General features: G+C 70.6%; 18 protein-coding genes and 1 tRNA gene. 13 read left to right on the top strand and 6 right to left on the bottom strand.

Features of this window, described 5'->3' with window-relative positions; translation table 11 throughout:
• Positions 1–169: 169 nt before the first annotated feature.
• Both IA22_RS0118300 and IA22_RS0118295 read right to left on the bottom strand, forming a co-directional pair.
• Complete coding sequence (locus IA22_RS0118300; RefSeq protein WP_030124184.1) at positions 170–2662, bottom strand: SUKH-4 family immunity protein; 2493 nt, start codon at positions 2660–2662, stop codon at positions 170–172.
• Positions 2663–2667: 5 nt separating this feature from the next.
• The gene (locus IA22_RS0118295) at positions 2668–3645 is read right to left on the bottom strand and encodes an SMI1/KNR4 family protein (RefSeq protein ID WP_078605504.1); all 978 of its coding nucleotides are present in this window, start codon (positions 3643–3645) and stop codon (positions 2668–2670) included.
• 236 nt (positions 3646–3881) lie between these two features.
• On the opposite strand from IA22_RS0118295, the gene IA22_RS0118290 reads away from it, so the two are divergent.
• Positions 3882–4403 (top strand): YwqJ-related putative deaminase, encoded by a 522-nt coding sequence (locus IA22_RS0118290; protein ID WP_014155814.1) that lies wholly within the window; start codon positions 3882–3884, stop codon positions 4401–4403.
• A gap of 10 nt (positions 4404–4413) precedes the next feature.
• Positions 4414–4932, top strand: coding sequence for an SUKH-3 domain-containing protein (locus IA22_RS0118285; RefSeq protein WP_030124182.1), 519 nt, complete (start codon positions 4414–4416; stop codon positions 4930–4932).
• Between the two features lie 60 nt (positions 4933–4992).
• On the opposite strand, the gene IA22_RS0118280 is transcribed toward IA22_RS0118285, so the two are convergent.
• A complete protein-coding gene (locus IA22_RS0118280; RefSeq protein ID WP_014155812.1) occupies positions 4993–6309 on the bottom strand; it encodes a sensor histidine kinase in 1317 nt (438 codons plus the stop codon).
• Between the two features lie 155 nt (positions 6310–6464).
• On the opposite strand from IA22_RS0118280, the gene IA22_RS0118275 reads away from it, so the two are divergent.
• From IA22_RS0118275 to IA22_RS0118245, 7 genes are all read left to right on the top strand, one after another.
• Positions 6465–7337, top strand: coding sequence for a hypothetical protein (locus tag IA22_RS0118275; RefSeq protein WP_030124181.1), 873 nt, complete (start codon positions 6465–6467; stop codon positions 7335–7337).
• Positions 7338–7349: 12 nt separating this feature from the next.
• A tRNA-Gln gene (locus IA22_RS0118270) sits at positions 7350–7420 on the top strand.
• Between the two features lie 108 nt (positions 7421–7528).
• Entirely contained in the window at positions 7529–8977 is a 1449-nt protein-coding gene (gene glmU, locus IA22_RS0118265) for a bifunctional UDP-N-acetylglucosamine diphosphorylase/glucosamine-1-phosphate N-acetyltransferase GlmU (RefSeq protein ID WP_030124180.1), read from the top strand.
• A gap of 120 nt (positions 8978–9097) precedes the next feature.
• Positions 9098–10075, top strand: coding sequence for a ribose-phosphate diphosphokinase (locus IA22_RS0118260; protein WP_014155809.1), 978 nt, complete (start codon positions 9098–9100; stop codon positions 10073–10075).
• 188 nt (positions 10076–10263) lie between these two features.
• Entirely contained in the window at positions 10264–10851 is a 588-nt protein-coding gene (locus tag IA22_RS0118255) for a 50S ribosomal protein L25/general stress protein Ctc (protein ID WP_014155808.1), read from the top strand.
• A 111-nt stretch (positions 10852–10962) separates the two neighbouring features.
• Positions 10963–11556, top strand: coding sequence for an aminoacyl-tRNA hydrolase (gene pth / locus IA22_RS0118250; RefSeq protein ID WP_014155807.1), 594 nt, complete (start codon positions 10963–10965; stop codon positions 11554–11556).
• Positions 11557–11631: 75 nt separating this feature from the next.
• Positions 11632–12102 carry a hypothetical protein gene (locus tag IA22_RS0118245; RefSeq protein ID WP_030124179.1) on the top strand — a complete coding sequence of 157 codons (471 nt, stop codon included), beginning with the start codon at positions 11632–11634 and terminating at the stop codon, positions 12100–12102.
• A 33-nt stretch (positions 12103–12135) separates the two neighbouring features.
• Here IA22_RS0118245 and ppc read toward each other — a convergent pair whose 3' ends face one another.
• Positions 12136–14865: a phosphoenolpyruvate carboxylase gene (gene ppc, locus IA22_RS0118240; RefSeq protein ID WP_014155805.1), complete on the bottom strand. Its 2730-nt coding sequence runs from the start codon at positions 14863–14865 to the stop codon at positions 12136–12138.
• 331 nt (positions 14866–15196) lie between these two features.
• On the opposite strand from ppc, the gene IA22_RS0118235 reads away from it, so the two are divergent.
• The 3 genes from IA22_RS0118235 (at position 15197) to IA22_RS0118225 (ending at position 17572) form a co-directional block, all read left to right on the top strand.
• A complete protein-coding gene (locus IA22_RS0118235) occupies positions 15197–16183 on the top strand; it encodes an acyl-CoA desaturase (protein ID WP_014155804.1) in 987 nt (328 codons plus the stop codon).
• Complete coding sequence (locus tag IA22_RS0118230) at positions 16180–16866, top strand: TetR/AcrR family transcriptional regulator (RefSeq protein ID WP_014155803.1); 687 nt, start codon at positions 16180–16182, stop codon at positions 16864–16866. Before IA22_RS0118235 ends, IA22_RS0118230 begins: the two co-directional genes overlap by 4 nt.
• A 103-nt stretch (positions 16867–16969) precedes the next feature.
• Positions 16970–17572: a Uma2 family endonuclease gene (locus IA22_RS0118225; protein ID WP_030124178.1), complete on the top strand. Its 603-nt coding sequence runs from the start codon at positions 16970–16972 to the stop codon at positions 17570–17572.
• A 17-nt stretch (positions 17573–17589) separates the two neighbouring features.
• On the opposite strand, the gene IA22_RS0118220 is transcribed toward IA22_RS0118225, so the two are convergent.
• Entirely contained in the window at positions 17590–18387 is a 798-nt protein-coding gene (locus tag IA22_RS0118220) for a trans-aconitate 2-methyltransferase (RefSeq protein ID WP_030124177.1), read from the bottom strand.
• 88 nt (positions 18388–18475) lie between these two features.
• Here IA22_RS0118220 and IA22_RS0118215 point away from each other — a divergent pair, with 88 nt between their 5' ends.
• Complete coding sequence (locus IA22_RS0118215) at positions 18476–18973, top strand: MarR family winged helix-turn-helix transcriptional regulator (RefSeq protein ID WP_030124176.1); 498 nt, start codon at positions 18476–18478, stop codon at positions 18971–18973.
• Here IA22_RS0118215 and IA22_RS0118210 read toward each other — a convergent pair.
• Complete coding sequence (locus tag IA22_RS0118210) at positions 18932–19726, bottom strand: response regulator transcription factor (RefSeq protein WP_015577512.1); 795 nt, start codon at positions 19724–19726, stop codon at positions 18932–18934. The two genes, IA22_RS0118215 and IA22_RS0118210, sit on opposite strands and share 42 nt — an antisense overlap.
• Between the last annotated feature and the right edge of the window lie 87 nt (positions 19727–19813).

The raw sequence follows: 19813 nt of genomic DNA, 5'->3' as shown, positions 1-19813 counted from the left end.
AGCAATACGTCAAGGATGCGGTAATTGGCCCGGAAGTCGGAATCGATCAGCGGTATTCAGGACGGAAGCGACCCGCATCACAGCACCCGACACGAAGAAGGCGCCCACCCCCGCCAGGGGACGAACGCCTTCCACACACGCACGACGGATCAGACCCGGCCGGACCGCGTCACAGCAGCCCGTCCCACATCTGCTCCAGCAACACCGACCACCAGCCCTCCGGCGACGCCAGCGCCGCCGGATCGATCGCCACCAGCTGCGCCTGGAAATCGACCGTCCACCGGCCCGCCTGCTCCGGATTCAGCCCGAACCGCAACCGCCACATCCGGCCCAGCAACGCCATCGACCGCACGAACTCCGGCAGCCCCGTGTTCACGAACTGCGGCGGCACCGGCTGACCACCCGGCCCCGCCTCCACCGGAACGGCCACGATGTTCGCCGTCCCGTACTGCACACAGATCGCCCGGCCGAAGTCCGAACCCATCACCAGGTACGAACCCGCGTCGGACGCCGGCTGCACCTGACGCTGCACCGCCAGCTCCGCCAGCGTCGGCACCACCGGATGCCCCGGCTGCGCCCAGAAGAACGGCCCGAAATCGGCGGGCAGCCCCGCCCACATCAGCGTCCGCGCCACCACCTCCGGCACACCCTGACGGGACACCGCACGCTGATCGAAGCGCAGCACACCGGGACCGAACGCCCCGTGCAGCTCCTCCGCCAGCGCCTCCGGAGGGACCGCACCCGCCGGCGGCATCTGCGGCAACGGAGCCCGCACCGGAGCAGGCCGCGCCGGACCGTCCGCCACCTGGTGCAACTCACCCTGGTGCGTCAGCAGATGCTGCATCCCCTGCTGCCGGCTCGCGTGATCCGTCCCGTACGGCGCCACACTCGTGATCCGGACCTGCGGCCAGGTCTCCCTGATCATCCGCGCACAGTAACCACCGGGCAGCTCACACGACTCCAGCTCCGTGTGCAGCTCGATGACCTGCTGCGGCGGCACACCCATCGCACGCAGCTCGTGCAGCATCTGCCACTCCGGATGCGGAGTGCCCGGCGCCGAACGCCGGATCAGCTGCTGCTCGCTGCCGTCCGCCGCGCGGAAACGGAGCACGGCCTGATACCCCGGACCGACCGTCGGCTGACCCGTCGGCTGCTGCGGATAGCCGTACCCGCCCGGAGGCGGCGGCGTGTGCGGACCCTGCCCCGGCGCACCGGGAGCCCCCGGAGGACCGGGAGGCTGCGGCGCCCCGGGACCGGCCTGACCCGGACCCGCCAGCATCGTCGCAGCATGGTGGACCCCACCGCCCGGAGGACCGGGAGGGCCCGGAGGACCCGGGGGCCCCGGAGGTCCCGGAGGAGGCGTGGACCCAGGAGGCGGCGGCGCCACACCCGCACCCGGAGCACCCGGAGCACCCGGAGGACCGGGAGGAGCAGGCGGACCGGGCGGCCCCGGAGGACGCGGCGCGTTCGGCCCGCCGATGCTCGCGTCGGCGAACATCGTCGCGGCATGGTGCACCCCGCCACCCGGCGGCGGCGTCCCACCGGGCGGCCCCGGAGGAGCGGGCGGCTGCGGCACACCCGGAGGCGGCGTCGCACCGGAGGGCTGAGCACCCGGAGGGCCGAGCTGCGAGACGAGCTGCGTCGGTACGTACCCGCCCGCAGGCGCACCCGGAGGCGGAGTCGCCCCCGGACGCACCCCGGGAACACCGGGCGCACCGGGCGGCGGCGGAGCCGTCGGCCCCGCACCCCGGGCCCCACGCGGCGTCACCGTGGCCTTGCTCGTCGCGGCGTCCGCGATGTCCCTCGCCCCCGCACCCGGAGCGCCGGGAACACCCGGAGCAGGTGAGGCAGGAACCGCAGGGCCCGGAACAGAGGACCCCGGAGGCGGCGCCTGCGGATCCAGCCCCGGAACGACCGCCGTGGGAGGCAACTGACTGCCCCCCGACATCAGCGCCGTGGGCGCCTCCGCAGGCACCACCGGCGGCGGGACCTCGTCGTCGTCCGATCCGGACAACGGCGGCGCGAACACCGTCGCGGGCAGCGGCACAGCGCCCTCGTCCGGTCCCCCGTTCGTGTCCGTACCCGCCCAGGGCGTGGCCCCGGCCGGCACCCCGTCGTTCGCCGTCGGCTCGTGATCCGCCTGCTCACCGGCAGCCGGCCACAACGCACCCGAACCGTCCCGCGCCGGCGCGGGAACGGACGGAGCAGGATCCGGAACGGCCGGAGCCGAATCCGGAACAGGCCCCGGAGCAGCGGACTCCCCGGCATCGCCGTCCGCACGCCGGTCCGGAATCCCCAGCTTGTCCGCCGCCTCCTGCAACCACTCCGGCGGAGTCAACAGGAACGACGTCTGATTCAGATCGATACGCTGCGGCGCCTCGGCAACCGGCTCCGCCTCCCCCGACGCCCCGTAGTCCTCCTCGTACCGCCGTATCACCTCGCCCACCGGCAGCCCGGGCCACAACGTGGCCTCACCACTGTCCCGGGCGATCACCAACCGCTGACGGCCCCCGTCCGAAACAGGGCCCTCCGCACGGTCCTCGGCCCACACCACGAAACCCAGCTCGAACTCACGGACCCGGACCTCACGGTGCTGATACGCGGGCACGTCACCGTTGACCCACTCATCCGCCCGCTCCTGCGCCTGCGCGAACGTCACCACCGCGCTCACCCCTCCACCGGGACGGCCCGCGCGAAGCCACCGTCCACCATCAGGTTCGCCACCGTCTCCAGCTCCGGCGGATTGCCCGCGAGCCGCTGGAGGAACGCATCGAAGTCCTCACCGCACGGCAGCAGCAGCCGGTCCACCCGCTCCTGCACACCCCAGCCGTCCTGATCCCGCGCGTCGTCGTAGGCGCAGAACCACACCGACCCCAGGCCCTCGCCGCGCACCTTCACCGCCACGATGCCGCCCTGGACGAAACCCACACCCAGGAAATCCTTTGTGAAGTGGTCCCGCAGACACTTGTTCACGTACACCAGATCGTTCACAGCCGCTTCCTCACGCACCGTGAAGAACGGCTGGTCCACCAGCAGACCCAGCTCCGCGTCAAGCGCCGCACCCACCGGAGCCGACCCACCGGCCGCCTTCAGGAACGACCGGTACGCACCCGGAAGCCGGTACCCCAGATCCTCCTCGACCTGAAGGATCTGCTGCTCACCCACCGCCACCGACGCCTTCGGCAGCCGGAAATGGGCGGGCCTGGTCTCCTGCAGCGGTCGCGTACCCCGACGGTTCTGGTCCACCGCGGTCGTCGCCAGCCCACCGTGATGACGCAACAGCGCCTTCACCTCGACGGGCACCAGCTCCATCCGCCGGCCACCCGCCACGTGATGCCACGTCCAGCCGTGCGGGGTCGCCACCGCGGGAATCGTGTCCCACAGCTCATGCCCGCTCGCCGCCAGCGCCGCGTTCGCCGACACGTAGTCCGTCAGCCGCAGCTCGTCGATACCGAAGCCCGGAGGAGGCTCCGCGATCTCCGCGGCCGCACGCGCATACGGCGAAAGCACCGGATAGCCGTTCCCGTCCACGCGCACACCCCTGGGGTGGCGGGACGCCCGGACAGGATCCGGGAAATGCACGACCTGCCCGGCATAGGCCGCGTTCGGTGGCGCGGATTGCTGCCCGAGCCGACCTGTCGTCATGGCGGTTGCCCCCTGCTGCGTCTGGTGTTGCGCACAGCCTATGCGGTGGCGCAACACGGCCCCCCGCCCCCGCACCCCCCTCACCCAACGTCACCGGCGCGTGACGGACACGCCACCACACGACCCCCGCCACGCGACACGAAGACACGTTTCACCCACCCAGCTTCCCCACCACCCTGCATATTTGACAGGCTGTCCCCGCAACTCGGGGGATTGCAGGGAGGGACACCAGCACCATGCACTCAGCACAAACAGTCACATCCGGAGACCCGCGTCTCAGTTGGAGCACCACCGAGCCCGACCGAGCACCCCACCTCCAGCACCGCCGCGACGGCATCCTGCCCGCGGTGGCCGCAGCCCTGTCCGTACGCGGAGAGACACTCACCTGCACCGCGGGCAAGGGCGACCAGCCACCCGTCCTCCACCCACTCGTGCAGGACTTCCTCGACACCCTCACCAGCAACCAGCGCGAACGCTTCACCGGACGCTGCCCCGAAGCCATACTCCTGTCACGCCAGCTCACCGCCGCCGACGACAGCCGCTCCAAACGCGCCCAGCGCAAACCCCTCACCAACGGCGAAGCCCGCCGCGCGCTCAAACACGCACGCCTCACCGCCCGCCGCATCCGCGAGGACGGCGACCCCCTCCACGGCAGCTACGCACCCCCCTGCCGCTCCTGCACGGTGATGCTCGCCCACTTCGGCGTACGCCCCGTCGACCTCACCGCGAGTGCGGCGACCACCGCCGAGAAGGGCTGAACCCACCACCATGCACGACCGGACCGACGTACCCGGCCAGCAGAGCCGCACCTCCACCACCCGCTTCCCCGTCGCCGTCGACGCCGCACTCCGCGACGCCGGATGGCGACCCGGCCGCTGGGACATCCGCCAAGCCGAGGAATGGGCCGACGCCCTCCGCTCCCACACCTCCCCCGCCGGACACCAGCACGCCGTCTTCCCGGCAGCCGTCGAAGCCTGGGCCGAATTCGGCGGCCTCCGCCTCACCGCGACCGCACCCGGCCGCCAGATCGCCACCGCCACCGTGCGCATCGATCCGCTCAGCGGACTCCACCTGGCACGCACACTCGGCGACCTCGGACGCGCACTCGAGACCGAGGTCGCCGCCCTCGGCGACGAAGGAGACGGACAGGCCGTCCTCGCCATCGACAGCGAAGGCCGCGTCTACTCCATCGACCACACCGGCGACTGGTACCTCGGCTCCGACATCGACCGCGCCCTGGAGACCCTCCTGACCGGCGTCCAGCCCGCACGCCTCACCTCGGGCTGAGCCCCGCCCGGCACCGCGCCGAACGCACCCCACGCCTCCCCGGCGTCACGCCGGGCCCCCTCACGCCCCCTGCGCGTCCGGCAGCACCGCCGACACCCGGAAACCCCCCGCGTCCGTCGGCCCCGACACGAACACACCCCCGAGCCCCAGCACCCGCTCCCGCATCCCCACCAGACCGTTGCCACCGCTCGGCAGCCCCGCGTCCGCCGTCACACCGTCCGTAGGACCGTTCTCCACCTGCATCGCCACCTCGGCACCCCGATGCGCGAGCCGCACCCACGTCTTCGCACCCGCCGCATGCTTGTGCACGTTCGTCAACGCCTCCTGCACCACCCGGTACGCCGTCTGCTCCACCTCCGGCGCATACGGACGCAGCTCCCCCTCCACCGACAGCTCCACCGTCATCCCCGCCTCACGCGACTGCGCCACCAGCACCTCCACCTCGCGCAGCCGCGGACCGTCCTCCACCACCACCGCCGCGGCCACCGCGGCCACCCGCCCCACCGAGGCCAACGGCACCCGCCCCGCCTCCGGCGCCACCAGGGCGTCGCCGCTCCGCAACACCCCGAGCATCTCCCGCAGCTCCGTCAACGCCTGCCGCCCCATGTCCCCGACCAACGCGGCATTACGCACCGCCTTCGCCGGATCCTTCGGAGCCACCGCCTGCAACGCCGCCGCGTGCACCACCATCAGGCTCACCCGGTGCGCCACCACGTCATGCATCTCCCGGGCGATCCGGGTCCGCTCCTCGGTACGCGCCCACTCGGCACGCTCCTCCGCCCGGTCCGCCAGCAGCGACAGCTCCCGCTCCAGCGAGTCCGCACGCTCCCGCAGGCTCTCCATCAGCCGGCGCCGGGCCCCGATGTACAGGCCGAACAGCACCGAGGGCGCCGTCAGCCCCAGCGACATGAAGAGGGACACCACGGGGACGTACCAGACCCCGGGCCCGAAATCCACGTCCGCGTCCACGCTCTGCCGCAGCCGCACGTACGACACGATGAACGTGCCGACGAGCGTCATCCCCGTCAGCACCACCGTGATCCTGCGCGGCACCTCCGAAGCCGCCAGCGTGTACAGCCCGACGATCCCCATCAGGAAGCCCATCTCGGCGGGCGTCGTCGCTATCGACACCAGCACCACCGCGATCGGCCAGCGCCTGCGCAGCACCAGCACGGACCCCGCGATCAGGCCGAAGAGCACGGCCAGCGGCACCGGCAACCCGGTGTCCCCGGCGAACTGCACCCCCTCCAGCGCACACTCCAGCGCCGAAACCAGCGCCAGCCCCACGTCCAGGGCGACACCGCGCCGCCGCTCCCACCACCAGTAGCCGCGGGTGGTCGGACCCGCCGCTTCCCGGTCTGCCCCCGTTGCGGTCATGGCATCCAGCCTACGGGCGGCCGCATCCCTTTTTCCGGAGACTCCATCAGCACGGAAAGTGACCGGTCACGCCATGAACCGAGGCAGATCGCACGATCCGGTGAACCGAGCACCCTTTCGACCCGGACGTCCGCATTCCGGACGAGGCTGTCCGTATGACACATGCCACCGGCAAGTACGCGGATTTCGAAGGGCTGCGCGAGAAGGCGGTCGCGCTGCGGCGGGAGGGGCTGAGCCGCCGCCAGATCCGGGATCGCCTGCACGTCGACAACAACGACATCCTCCATCGCCTGCTGGAGGGCGAGCCCGCACCGGAATGGACGAAACGGCCGCGCGCGAGGGACGACCTGCGGGCGAAGGCCCGGGAACTCCGGCTCCAGGGCATGACCTACGACCAGATCCAGGTGGAGCTGGGGTGCTCGAAGAGTTCGATCTCGCTGTGGGTACGGGACCTGCCGAAGCCGGAGCGCAAACGCACCACCGCGCAGGCCTCCGAGATCGCACGGCGGGGCTGGGAAGCAACCATGCGGCGGCGCGATGCCGAACGGACGCTGACGAAGAAGGGGGCAGCGGCCGAGATCGGCCCACTGAGTCCACGTGAGCTCTTCCTGGTGGGCGTCGGCCTCTACTGGGCGGAGGGATCCAAGTCGAAGGCTTACCGCCAACAGGAGAGGGCCACCTTCGTCAACAGCGACCCGGACATGATCTCGGTATATCTCGCGTGGCTGCGCCTCCTCGGCGTACAGCCGGAACACCTCCGGTTCCACGTGCACATCCACGAGACCGCCGACGTCCCAGCCGCGGAGCGCTACTGGGCCGACCTCGCGGGCGCCCAGGCCTCGGCGTTCGGCAAGACCTCACTCAAAAGGCACTCCCCGAAGACGAACCGCAAGAACACGGGCGAGGGTTACCAGGGTTGCCTTGTGGTGCGAGTTCTGAAAAGTGCCGACCTGTACCGTCGCATCGAGGGCTGGTGGTGCGGCATAGTAGGGGCTGCGAAATGCACCGATCAAGAAAATCGGACATAACGCCACAGACCCTCCCGGGTCGTCTAATGGCAGGACAAATGGTTTTGGTCCATTGAATGAGGGTTCGATTCCTTCCCCGGGAGCCTTGGGAGCGGGCCCCGACCTCACCGGTCGGGGCCCGCGCTCGTTTCGGGCATATACGCCCCCGGTATCCTGCGGGTGTCCACCACCCGAAGCCGAAGGGCACATCCGTGAGCGCCACAAGCCCGGCAGCCGTCGTCGTCCTCGCAGCGGGTGAGGGCACCCGCATGAAATCGAAGACACCCAAGGTCCTGCACGAGATCTCCGGGCGCTCGCTCGTCGGACATGTCGTCGCCGCTTCCCGCGAGCTCGACCCGCAGCACCTCGTCGTGGTCGTCGGCCACGCCTCCGAGCAGGTCACCGCGCACCTGTCCGCCGGCGACACCCCCGTGCGCACCGCCTTCCAGGCCGAGCAGAACGGCACCGGCCACGCCGTCCGGATGGGCCTGGAGGAGCTCGGCGGCACCGTCGAGGGCACCGTCATCGTCGTGTGCGGCGACACCCCGCTGCTCTCCGGCGAGACCCTCTCCGCGCTCGCCACGACCCACGCGGCGGACGCCAACGCCGTCACCGTGCTGACCGCCGAGGTCCCGGACTCGACCGGCTACGGCCGGATCGTCCGCGACGCGGCCACCGGTGCGGTCACCGAGATCGTCGAGCACAAGGACGCCACCGACGCGCAGCGCGCGATCCGGGAGATCAACTCCGGTGTCTTCGCCTTCGACGGCCGCCTGCTGAGCGACGCGCTCGGCAAGGTGCGTACGGACAACAGCCAGGGCGAGGAGTACCTCACCGACGTGCTGTCGATCCTGCGTGAGGCCGGGCACCGCGTGGGGGCGTCGGTGACCGGTGACCACCGCGAGATCCTCGGCATCAACAACCGCCTGCAGCTGGCCGAGGCCAGGCGGCTGCTCAACGAACGCCTCCTGGAGCGCGCGATGCTGGCGGGCGTGACGGTGGTGGACCCGGCGTCCACGCTGATCGACGCGACGGTGACGTTCGAGCGCGACGCGATCGTGCACCCGGGTACGCAGCTGCTGGGGTCGACGCACCTGGCGGAGGACGCCGAGGTGGGCCCGAACTCCCGGCTGAAGGACACCGTGGTGCACGCGGGCGCGCGGGTGGACAACACGGTCTCGGACGGCGCCGAGGTGGGCCCGGGGGCGACGGTCGGCCCGTTCGCCTACCTGCGGCCCGGTACGCGTCTGGGCGCGAAGTCCAAGGCGGGCACGTACGTCGAGATGAAGAACGCGACGATCGGCGAGGGCTCGAAGGTGCCCCACCTGAGTTACGTCGGGGACGCGACGATCGGCGACCACACGAACATCGGTGCGGCGAGCGTGTTCGTGAACTACGACGGCGTGGCCAAGCACCACACGACGATCGGGTCCCACTGCCGGACCGGGTCGGACAATATGTTTGTGGCGCCTGTCACGGTCGGGGACGGCGTTTACACCGCCGCGGGTTCGGTCATCACCAAGGACGTACCGTCCGGTTCGCTGGCCGTGGCCCGCGGCCAGCAGCGGAATATCGAGGGTTGGGTCGCTCGGAAGCGTCCCGGGAGCGCGGCGGCTCAGGCCGCCCTGGCGGCCACGTCGGAGCCCGACGGCGAAAGCTGACCGGAAACAGGTGCGCCGAAGGCGGCGTACCGTGATAGATGCTCACCCATTTCGGCTGGCTCGTCGCACTTTCGGGACACATGCGTGCGGTGCCAGATACACGTCTGAGGAGACTGTGCTGTGACCGGGATCAAGACGACCGGCGAGAAGAAACTGATGCTCTTCTCCGGCCGCGCCCACCCCGAGCTGGCCGAGGAGGTCGCACACCAGCTGGGTGTCGGTCTCGTGCCGACGAAGGCCTTCGATTTCGCCAACGGTGAGATCTACGTCCGCTTCCAGGAGTCGGCCCGTGGCGCCGACTGCTTCCTGATCCAGAGCCACACGGCTCCGATCAACAAGTGGATCATGGAGCAGCTGATCATGCTGGACGCGCTGAAGCGCGCGTCGGCACGGTCGGTGACGGTGATCGTGCCGTTCTACGGCTACGCCCGGCAGGACAAGAAGCACCGCGGCCGTGAGCCGATCTCGGCCCGTCTGGTGGCGGACCTGATGAAGACGGCGGGTGCGGACCGTGTCCTCACCGTCGATCTGCACACCGACCAGATCCAGGGTTTCTTCGACGGCCCGGTGGACCACCTGTTCGCGCTGCCGATCCTCGCCGACTACGTCGGTGCGAAGGTGGACCGGTCGAAGCTGACGATCGTGTCCCCGGACGCCGGCCGTGTGCGGGTCGCCGACCGCTGGTGCGACCGTCTGGACGCACCGCTGGCGATCGTCCACAAGCGCCGCGACAAGGACGTGCCGAACCAGGTGAGCGTCCACGAGGTCGTCGGCAACGTCGAGGGCCGGGTGTGCGTGCTGGTCGACGACATGATCGACACGGGTGGCACGATCTGCGCCGCCGCGGACGCCCTGTTCGCGCACGGTGCCGAGGACGTCATAGTGACGGCGACGCACGGGGTGCTCTCCGGCCCCGCCGCGGACAGGCTGAAGAACTCCAAGGTCAGCGAGTTCGTGTTCACGGACACGCTGCCGACGCCGGGTGAGCTGGAGATCGACAAGATCACGGTGCTCTCGATCGCTCCGACGATCGCGCGTGCGGTGCGTGAGGTGTTCGAGGACGGTTCGGTGACGAGCCTCTTCGAGGAGCAGGGCTGATCACCTCCGGGTGATCGACTTTGGGTGCGGCCTCCCCGCCGGGTAGACTCAGTGAGTTGCTCGGCGAGGGAGGCCGTTCTCATGCGTGGTCATGGGAATCGGTGGTCCGTTATCGACGCGCTCTTCGTAGCAGGCCTGTCGTGGGCCGGGTGACCATCGGTTTTTCGTCACCTTACGAGGAGTGCAGCATGGCTGAGATCAAGCTCGACGCAACGGTCCGCACGGAGTTCGGCAAGGGCGCTGCCCGTCGCACCCGTCGCGCCAACCTGGTTCCCGGAGTCGTCTACGGCCACGGTGCCGAGCCGGTCCACATCAACCTGCCGGGCCACGAGCTGCTGCTCGCCCTGCGTACCGCCAACGTCCTGATCGGTCTCGAGATCGACGGCAAGGACGCCCTGGTGATCCCGAAGGCCGTGCAGCGCAACGCCCTCAAGGGCAACATCGAGCACGTCGACCTGCTGACCGTGAAGCGCGGCGAGAAGGTCAACGTCGAGATCGCGGTGCACGCCGAGGGCGACCTGGCGCCGGGTGCCAACCTGCTGGAGTACGTGCAGAACACCCTGCTCGTCGAGGCCGAGGCCACCCACATCCCCGAGTCGGTCACGGTCTCCGTCGCCGGTCTGGACGCGGGTGACTCGATCGCCGCGAAGGACATCACGCTGCCCAAGGGTGCCGTGCTCGCCGGTGACGAGGACGCCATCGTGCTGCAGGTCGTCGCCGCGCAGGCCGAGGAGGCGCCCGCCGAGGGCACCGAGACCGAAGGTGCCGAGGCCTGAGCCTCGCCCCACCTGCTTGACTGACGGGGTGGCGGTTCCCTTCCGGGGGTTCCGCCGCCCCGTTTCCCTGTATCGACCTGTATGTACGCACTGCGAGGAGACCGAGCTCTGATGTCCGACGCCACCGACCCCTGGCTGATCGTGGGCCTCGGCAATCCCGGTCCCGAATACGCTGCGAACCGTCACAACGTGGGCTTCATGGTGGCCGATCTGCTGGCGGAGCGGATGGGCGGGAAGTTCAAGCGGGCGCAGAAGGCGCAGGCGCAGGTGCTGGAGGGGCGGATCGGTCCGCCCGGGCCCGCGAGTCGCCGGGTGGTGCTGGCGAAGCCGATGTCGTACATGAATCTGTCGGGGGGACCGGTGACGGCCCTGCGGGACTTCTACAAGGTGCCGACGGATCATGTGGTGGCGGTGCACGACGAGTTGGACATCGATTTCGGGATGCTGCGGCTGAAGCTGGGCGGGGGTGACAACGGGCACAACGGGCTGAAGTCGATGACGAAGGCGATGGGTCCGGACTATCACCGGGTGCGGTTCGGGATCGGCCGGCCGCCGGGGCGGATGCAGGTCGCGGACTTCGTGCTGAAGGATTTCTCGTCGGCGGAGCGCAAGGAGCTCGCGTATCTGGTGGACCGGTCGGCGGATGCGGTGGAGTCGTTGCTGGCGGAGGGGCTGGAGCGGGCTCAGTCCGCGTACAACTCCTGACATTCCTGCTGCTTCTCGGGTGTTTTCCGGCCACAGGTTGACCGACGGCAGGGCTCTGCCCAAGGATCTGCCCCCATGAAGCGGAGTTCCTCGCACCGATTGCTGGCCCATGGGCGTTCGTTCGCCGCGGGCTGTGTCGTGCTGCTGTTGCTGGCCGCGGGTGTGTGGACGTCGTGGGACACCGCGCACCACATCGTTCTGGCGAAGGGCCGTGAGCACGGGACGATGGTGGTGACGGCGTGCGGTGAGGACACCTGCACGGGGCCTTTCACGCCGGACGCGACGTCCGCCGACCGTACGTCGGTGACGGTGGAGCGGTCCGTCGCGGCGAGGACGGGGGATCGTTTCCCCGTCGTGGTGAAGCCCGGGTCCGGTGACGTGGTGCGTACCGGGGCGCCGGGCTTTCTGCATTCCTGGGCGCCCCTGGGCGGTGCGCTGATGCTGGCCGCGCTGGTGATCGGCGGCGGTATGCGGCTGACGCGGACGGCGTGGGGGGCGGGGATCGCGGGTGCGGCCCTGCTGACGGCGACGTTCGTCGCCCTCTGACAGGACCGCACCCGCGCGGTCGTCCCGTGCGGATCAGCCGGTGTTACGGAGTCCCGCGGCGACACCGTTGACGGTGAGCAGCAGGGCGCGGGCGAGGAGCGGGTCCGGCTCCTCGCCGCGTTCGGCGGCCTGGCGCTGGCGGGCGAGCAGGGACACCTGGAGGTAGGAGATCGGGTCCAGGTAGGCGTCGCGGATGGCGAAGGTCTGCTGGAGCACCGGGTTGGTGCCGAGGAGTTCCTTGCCGCCGGTGACCTTGAGGACTTCCTGCACGGTGAGTTCGTGTTCGGCCTGGATGACGTCGAAGACGTGCTTGAGCTCGTCGGGCACGAGGGTGTCGACGTAGTGCCGGGCGATGCGCAGGTCGGTCTTGGCGAGGGTCATCTCGACGTTGGAGAGGAAGTTCTGGAAGAAGTGCCACTGTTCGTGCATCTCGTCCAGGACGGTGTCGAGGCCGGCTTCGCGCAGTGCCTTGAGGCCGGAGCCGACGCCGAACCAGCCGGGGACGATCTGGCGTGACTGCGTCCAGCCGAAGACCCACGGGATGGCGCGGAGGCCGTCGAGGGAGACGCCCGAGCCGGGGCGGCGGGAGGGCCGCGAGCCCAGGTGCAGGTCGGCGAGCTGGTCCACCGGGGTGGAGGCGAGGAAGTAGGCCGGCAGGTCCGGGTCCTCGACGAGCTTGCGGTAGGCCTGGTGGGCGGCGTCGGAGACGGTGTCCATGGCCGCGTCCCAGCGGGCGAGTGCCTCGTCGGACTGCCGGGGTGCGGTGTGGAGGGCGGAGGCCTGGAGGGTGGCCGCGACGGTCAGTTCCAGGTTCTCCCGGGCGAGGGCGGGGATGAGGTACTTGTCGGAGATGACCTCGCCCTGTTCGGTCACCTTGATCTCGCCTTCGAGGGTGCCCCAGGGCTGCGCGAGGATCGCGTCGTGCGAGGGGCCGCCGCCGCGGCCGACGGTGCCGCCGCGGCCGTGGAAGAGGCGCAGGCGTACGCCGTAGCGGTGGGCGACGTCGCGGAGCCGGCGCTGGGCGCGGTGGATCTCCCACTGGGAGGTGGTGATGCCGCCGAACTTGGAGGAGTCGGAGTAGCCGAGCATGACCTCCTGGACGTCGCCGCGGAGTGAGACGAGCCGGCGGTAGGAGGGGTCGGCGAGCATCTCGTCGAGGATGACGTCGGCGGCCTTGAGCTCGTCGGTGGTCTCCAGGAGCGGCACGATGCCGATCTTGGCCCAGCCGCCGTGGAGGTCGAGGAGGCCGGCCTCGCGGGCGAGGACGGCGGCGGCGAAGACGTCGTCGGCGCCCTGGCACATCGAGATGATGTAGGACTCGATGACCTCGGGGCCGAAGCGTTCGAAGGCCTGGCTGATGGTGTGGAAGACCCCGAGGGTCTTCTCGCCGGCGGCGTCCAGGGGGGCCGGGGTGGGGGCGAGGGGGCGACGGGAGCGGAGTTCCTTCGCGAGGAGCTTCTGCCGGTAGTCGCGGGGCATGTCGGTGTAGCGCCAGGACTCCTCGCCGAGCCGGTCGAAGAGCTGGCCGAGGGTGTGGTGGTGGGCGTCGGCGTGTTCGCGGACGTCCATGGTGGCGAGCTGGAGGCCGAACGCGGTGAGCGTGCGGATGGTGCGGTCCATGCGGCCGTCGGCGAAGAGTCCGCCGCGGTGTTCGCGCAGGGAGGTCTGGATGAGTGCGAGGTCGGCGATGAGTTCGGCGGTGCCGAGGTAGTCGCAGCCGGGGCGGTGGGGGGTGCCGGAGGCGAGGCGTTCGCGGGTGTTGACGAGCTTCTGGCGGACGCAGGTGGCCTTGAGCCGGTAGGGCTCCTCGGCGTTCAGCCGCTTGTAGCGGGGGCTGATCTCGGGGAGGCGTTCCAGGTCGGTCTGGAGCGAGGTGAGGAGCTCGTCGGTGGCTCCGGTGTAGCGGATGGAGTTGGAGAGCAGTCCGCGCAGCTGGTCGACGAGTTCGAGGGCGTCGGTGATGCCGTGCTCGTGCTGGAGGATGAGCACGTCCCAGGTGACGGTGGGCGTGACGTTGGGGTTGCCGTCGCGGTCGCCTCCGATCCAGGTGCCGAAGGTGAGCGGGCGGGTGCCGGCGGGCAGTTCGACGCCGACGCGCTCCAGCTCCGCGGCGAGGTCCTCCAGGACGTCGCCGACCGCGTTGGCGTGGAGTTCGTCGAGGTAGTAGATGGCGTTGCGGGCCTCGTCGGCGGGCTCCGGGCGGACGACGCGGAGTTCGTCGGTCTGCCAGATGAGGTCGATGTTCTCGGCGAGCCGGATGTCCTGGCGTCGGCGGTCGGCCTCGATGACCGGGGTCTCGAGGAGTTCGGCGATGCGGCGGAGCTTGTTGAGGACGGAGCGCCGTGCGGCTTCGGTGGGGTGTGCGGTGAAGACGGGCCGGACGTTGAGGTTCTTGACCGTCTCGCGCAGGTGATCGGGGTCGGCGTCCTTGAGGCGGTCGGCGGTGCGGGCGAGGAGCCCGCCCTCGGCGGACCGGCGGTCGCGCATCTCGTGGGCGCGGTGGACCTGCTCGGTGACGTTGGCGAGGTGGAAGTAGGTGGAGAAGGCGCGCACGAGCTGCGCGGCGGTCTCCAGGTCCGTGTCGCCGAGGAGCTCGGCCGCTGCCTCGCCGTCCTCGCGGGTCAGGGCGCGGACTCGTTCGACGAGGTCGAGGAGGTCCTGGCCCTCCTGTCGTACGAGGGTCTCGCCCAGCAGGTCTCCGAGGCGGCGGATGTCTGCCCGCAGTTCGGTGTTGGCGGCAGGGGTCTGGTCGGCACTGCTCACAGTGTGCGGCTCCTTGCAGTGGTTGAGCACGTCTGTCAGGGGAGGCCGGGGCGCTCGCGGTGCTGACGGGGCACCCCGGGTGTGCAGAGTGCGGACCGCGCTGTCCGACGCACCCAGGATAGGTGTCCGGCCGTCCGGCGTGCTCGCTGCCCTGCGGGGGTGGGCCGGATCGGGAGTGCCGGAGGGGTGGGGGCCTCGCCGCACAGGGGTTGTCGGGGCGGTGGTCTCGTGTCGTGAGCCTCTTCGCTGCCATACTTACGTTGCCGTAGGTTACGGAAGCGTAGCCCACTCATACCGTCATATTTTTCCTCACCTCACAGGGGACTCCCCAATGCCCACCAGCCCCGAAGTGATCGACGACGGCCTGCCCATGCCGGCCGGCGGCCCAGCGGCCCCCTCGGCCACGCTGGGCGGCGACAAGAAGCGCTCGGTCGAGCAGATCGCGCTGCTGCTGTTCATCGTGGTGCCGTTCGCGGCCCTGGTCGCGGCGGTGCCGCTGGCCTGGGGCCGCGGTGTCAGCTGGCTCGACCTGGGTCTCCTGGTGGTCATGTACTACTGGGGCTGCCACGGCGTGACGATCGGCTTCCACCGCTACTTCACGCACGGCTCCTTCAAGGCGAACCGTGCCCTGCGCCTCACCCTGGCCGTCGCCGGCTCGATGGCGGTGGAGGGCCCGCTGGTGCGCTGGGTGGCCGACCACCGCAAGCACCACCGGTTCTCCGACGCCGAGGGCGACCCGCACTCGCCCTGGCGGTTCGGCGAGAACCTCCCCGCGCTGATGAAGGGCCTGTGGTGGGCCCACATCGGCTGGATGTTCAACGAGGAGCAGACACCGCAGCAGAAGTACGCCCCCGACCTGGTCAGGGACCCGGCCATCCGCGCGATCTCGCGTCACTTCCTCGGCCTCACGATCCTCTCGCTGGCGATCCCCCCGCTGGTCGGCGGCCTGGTCACCATGTCGTGGTGGGGGGCGTTCACCGCCTTCTTCTGGGGTTCGCTGGTCCGTGTCGCGCTGCTGCACCACGTGACCTGGTCGATCAACTCGATCTGCCACGCGGTCGGGAAGCGGCCCTTCAAGTCCCGCGACAGGTCCGGGAACGTGTGGTGGCTGGCGGTGCTCTCGTGCGGCGAGTCCTGGCACAACCTGCACCACGCCGACCCCACGAGTGCGCGCCACGGGGTGATGAGGGGACAGATCGACTCCAGCGCCCGGCTGATCCGCTGGTTCGAGAAGCTGGGCTGGGCCCACGACGTCCGGTGGCCCGACGCCTCGCGTATCGCCTCCCGGCGCAAGCCCGCGGCCGTCGACCCGGCATGATTGACGACGTGGCGACCGACGGAAGCACCAGCGGCGAGAAGAGCATGTCTGCCCCCACCCGACGGGCCCGGCGGGTCCGGATGACGGGTAAGGAGCGCCGCGAGCAGCTCCTGGACATCGGGCGCACCCTGTTCGCCGACAAGGGCTTCGAGGGCACCTCGGTGGAGGAGATCGCGGCGCGCGCCGGGGTCTCCAAGCCGGTGGTGTACGAGCACTTCGGCGGCAAGGAGGGCCTGTACGCCGTCGTGGTCGACCGCGAGATGCGCCAGCTGCTCGACCTGGTGACGGGGGCGCTCACCGCGGGTCATCCGCGTGAGCTGCTGGAGCAGGCGGCGTTCGCGCTGCTCGACTACATCGAGACGTACACGGACGGTTTCCGGATCCTGGTCCGTGACTCCCCGGTCGCTCAGTCCACGGGTACCTTCGCGTCCCTGATCAGCGACATCGCCACGCAGGTCGAGGACATCCTGGGCCTGGAGTTCAAGGCCCGGGGCTTCGACCCGAAGCTGGCCCCGCTGTACGCGCAGGCCCTGGTCGGGATGGTGGCGCTGACCGGCCAGTGGTGGCTGGACGTGCGGAAGCCGAAGAAGGCCGAGGTCGCCGCCCATCTGGTGAATCTGGCCTGGCACGGGCTGGAGAACCTGGAGTCGAAGCCCCGGCTGATAGGGCACCGGAAGAACTGAGCCCGGCCTCGGTGCGCGCGTGATCACTCGTTGTGATGACGGAGCGGCGGACCGGACCCTACTGTGGTGGAGCAGGACCAGAATCCCGGCCATGGGAGGAATCATGACCGCCGAGCCGATCACCGGGCACAGCAGCCGCTGGCCGGTGCCCCCGCAGGACGGATACACCGTGGACGACCTGTTCACGCTGCCCGATCTCCCGCCGCACACGGAATTGCTCGACGGGAGCCTGGTTTTTGTGAGTCCGCAGCGAGATTTCCACAGCACCGTGATCGACCTCCTGGTGACCGGACTCCGCCATGGCGCGCCGCCGGAGCTGAAGGCTCGTCGCGAGATGACCGTCGTCCTCGACCGGCGCAACGCGCCCGAGCCGGATGTCTGCGTCGTGCGGGCCGAGGCTGTCACCGGGCGGGAGCTGACCCGTTTCGAGGCGGCGGACGTGCTCCTCGCCGTCGAGGTGGTCTCACCCGACTCCGAGGCCCGCGACCGTGACGCCAAGCCGCAGAAGTACGCCGCGGCGGGCATCCCGAACTTCTGGCTGGTCGAGATGGCCGGGAGCGACCGGCATCCGGTGGTGCGGGTCTACGAGCTGGACCCGGTGAACAAGGCGTACGCCCTCACGGGCATCCATCACGACCGGCTGAAGACCGGAGTCCCGTTCCCCGTCGATCTCGACATCTCGCCGGAGGCGCTCGACGCGCTCTGAGCGCACGGCGGCCGAGGTCACCCGGCGGTGCGGGTGACGGCGAAGATCCGCCGGAACGGGAAGACCGTGCCGTGCGGGCCCGCCGGGTAGGCGGTGCGCAGCAGGTCGCGGTACTCGGCGAGGAAGGCGTCGCGGGCCTCGGGGTCGTCGGCGAGGGCGTCGAGGAGGGGGCGCAGGCCGGTGCCCTTGACCCAGTCGAGGACGGGGTCCTCGCCCTGCAGGAGGTGCAGGTAGGTGGTCTCCCAGACGTCGGCGGTGCGTCCGGACGCGGTGAGCTGCTCCAGGTAGTGCGCCGGGGTGTGCACGGCGTCCGCGTGGCGCAGGAGGCCGGCGAGGCGGTCGCGCCAGCGGGGGGAGCCGGCGAGTTCCCGCATGAGGGTGTGGCTGGGGGCGTCGAAGTTGCCGGGGACCTGGAAGGCGAGGGTTCCGCCGGGGGTGAGGGCGTCCAGCCAGTGGGGGAAGCGGGCGGTGTGGCCGGGGACCCACTGGAGGAGGGCGTTGGAGACGATGAGGTCGTACGTCTCGGTGGGTGTCCAGGTTCCGGCGTCGGCCTCGGCGAAGTCGAGGAGGGGGCCGGCGTGGGTGCGGGCCCGTTCGAGCATCCGGGGTGAGCTGTCGTAGCCGGTGATGCGGGCGGCGGGCCAGCGGTCGCCGAGGAGCGCGGTGACGTTGCCGGCGCCGCAGCCGAGGTCGGCGATGCGCGGGGCCGGCTCGTGGGGCAGGGGCCCGATGTGGGCCAGGAGGTCGTGGAAGGGCCGGGTGCGGTGGTCGGCGTGGCGGAGGTACTGCTGCGGGTCCCAGCTCGGTGAGGTCATGGGGGCAGGATCACCAAACAGGTCTCTTGATGTCAAGACACTTGAATTCAAGAGACTTCATGTCGAGGGACCCTCTACACTGATCGACATGGAGGACGAGGTCGACCGACTGGTCGCTGCATGGCGCCGTGAGCGCCCCGACCTCGACGTGGAACCACTCGAGGTCCTGAGCCGCATCTCCCGCCTGGCCCGGCACCTGGACAGAGCCCGCAGGATCGCCTTCGCCGAGCACCAGCTGGAGCCCTGGGAATTCGACGTCCTGACGTCGCTGCGCCGCGCCGGAGCTCCGTACCAGCTCTCCCCCGGACAGCTGCTCACCCAGACGCTGGTCACCTCGGGCACGATGACCAACCGTATCGACCGCCTGACGAAGAAGAACCTCGTCGAGCGGCTGCCCGACCCGAACGACCGCCGCGGTGTCCTGGTCCGGCTGACCGACCTGGGCCGCGACAAGGCCGACCAGTCGCTGGCCGGGCTGCTCGACCAGGAGCGCGCCATCCTGGGCGAGCTCTCCCGCCGGCAGCGGGCCGAACTCGCCGGACTGCTACGCCAGCTGACCGCCCCGTTCGACAACGTCCCCGGTTAGCGAGGCGGGGCCCACCCCGGCCCGCCGGGCCAGCGCCACGGCGGCCAGGGTCGAGTGCACGCCCAGCTTCCCCAGCACGTTCTGCATGTGCGTGCGCACCGTGTGCGGGGACAGGAAGAGCCGCTCCGCGACCGCCTTGCGGCCCAGACCCGCCACCATGCAGCGCAGGACCTCACGCTCGCGGGGCGTCAGCGACTCGACGAGCTGTTCGCTCTCGGTGCGGTGCTTGCGGGCCGCCGTCAGCTCACGCAGCACACCCGTCAGCAGGGCGGCCGGCAGGTGGGTCTCGTCGCGCAGCACACCGCGTATGACGGTCAGCAGACGCTGCAGCGAGCAGTCCTTGGCCACCCAGCCCGACGCCCCGGCCTGCAGGGCGGCCGCCGCCCTGCGTGGGTCGTCCCGCTCGGCGAGCACCACCGTCCGGATGTGCGGCTGGCCCGAACGCACCCCGGCCACCAGCGAGATGCCGTCGACCGGGCCGGCGGCGGCACCGGATGCCGGCGGACCCTCCGGCGCCCCGCGCGGCGCGGGGACGGTGCGGGTGGCCCCCTGGGCGAGGACGCCCAGATCGGCGTCGACCAGCATCACGTCGTAGCGGCGCCCGTCGGCGGCCGCACGCTCCAGACACCGCAGCGCGGCGGGACCACTGCCCGCCGCGGACACGTCGACGTCCGGTTCGGCCGCGAGCGCGGCGGCCAGGGACTCGGCAAAGATGCGGTGGTCGTCGACCACCAGAACCCGGATACGCGCCACAGACACCCCCCATGCTGTGTGAACTCCTGGGGCGCCCCGTACATGGCCGGCCCCGGCGGGTACGGACCGCGACGGACACGACACCCG

This window comes from Kitasatospora papulosa, from assembly GCF_000717245.1.
Lineage (GTDB): Bacteria > Actinomycetota > Actinomycetes > Streptomycetales > Streptomycetaceae > Streptomyces > Streptomyces papulosus.
This window is presented reverse-complemented; position numbering and strand designations above follow the sequence as displayed.

Coding starts and splice junctions, on each gene's coding strand:
- IA22_RS0118295 (WP_078605504.1), bottom strand. CDS start 3,645: ATGACGACAGGTCGGCTCGGGCAGCAATCCGCGCCACCGAACGCGGCC.
- IA22_RS0118290 (WP_014155814.1), top strand. CDS start 3,882: ATGCACTCAGCACAAACAGTCACATCCGGAGACCCGCGTCTCAGTTGG.
- IA22_RS0118285 (WP_030124182.1), top strand. CDS start 4,414: ATGCACGACCGGACCGACGTACCCGGCCAGCAGAGCCGCACCTCCACC.
- IA22_RS0118280 (WP_014155812.1), bottom strand. CDS start 6,309: ATGACCGCAACGGGGGCAGACCGGGAAGCGGCGGGTCCGACCACCCGC.
- IA22_RS0118275 (WP_030124181.1), top strand. CDS start 6,465: ATGACACATGCCACCGGCAAGTACGCGGATTTCGAAGGGCTGCGCGAG.
- IA22_RS0118255 (WP_014155808.1), top strand. CDS start 10,264: ATGGCTGAGATCAAGCTCGACGCAACGGTCCGCACGGAGTTCGGCAAG.
- pth (WP_014155807.1), top strand. CDS start 10,963: ATGTCCGACGCCACCGACCCCTGGCTGATCGTGGGCCTCGGCAATCCC.
- IA22_RS0118245 (WP_030124179.1), top strand. CDS start 11,632: ATGAAGCGGAGTTCCTCGCACCGATTGCTGGCCCATGGGCGTTCGTTC.
- IA22_RS0118235 (WP_014155804.1), top strand. CDS start 15,197: ATGCCCACCAGCCCCGAAGTGATCGACGACGGCCTGCCCATGCCGGCC.
- IA22_RS0118230 (WP_014155803.1), top strand. CDS start 16,180: ATGATTGACGACGTGGCGACCGACGGAAGCACCAGCGGCGAGAAGAGC.
- IA22_RS0118225 (WP_030124178.1), top strand. CDS start 16,970: ATGACCGCCGAGCCGATCACCGGGCACAGCAGCCGCTGGCCGGTGCCC.
- IA22_RS0118220 (WP_030124177.1), bottom strand. CDS start 18,387: ATGACCTCACCGAGCTGGGACCCGCAGCAGTACCTCCGCCACGCCGAC.
- IA22_RS0118215 (WP_030124176.1), top strand. CDS start 18,476: ATGGAGGACGAGGTCGACCGACTGGTCGCTGCATGGCGCCGTGAGCGC.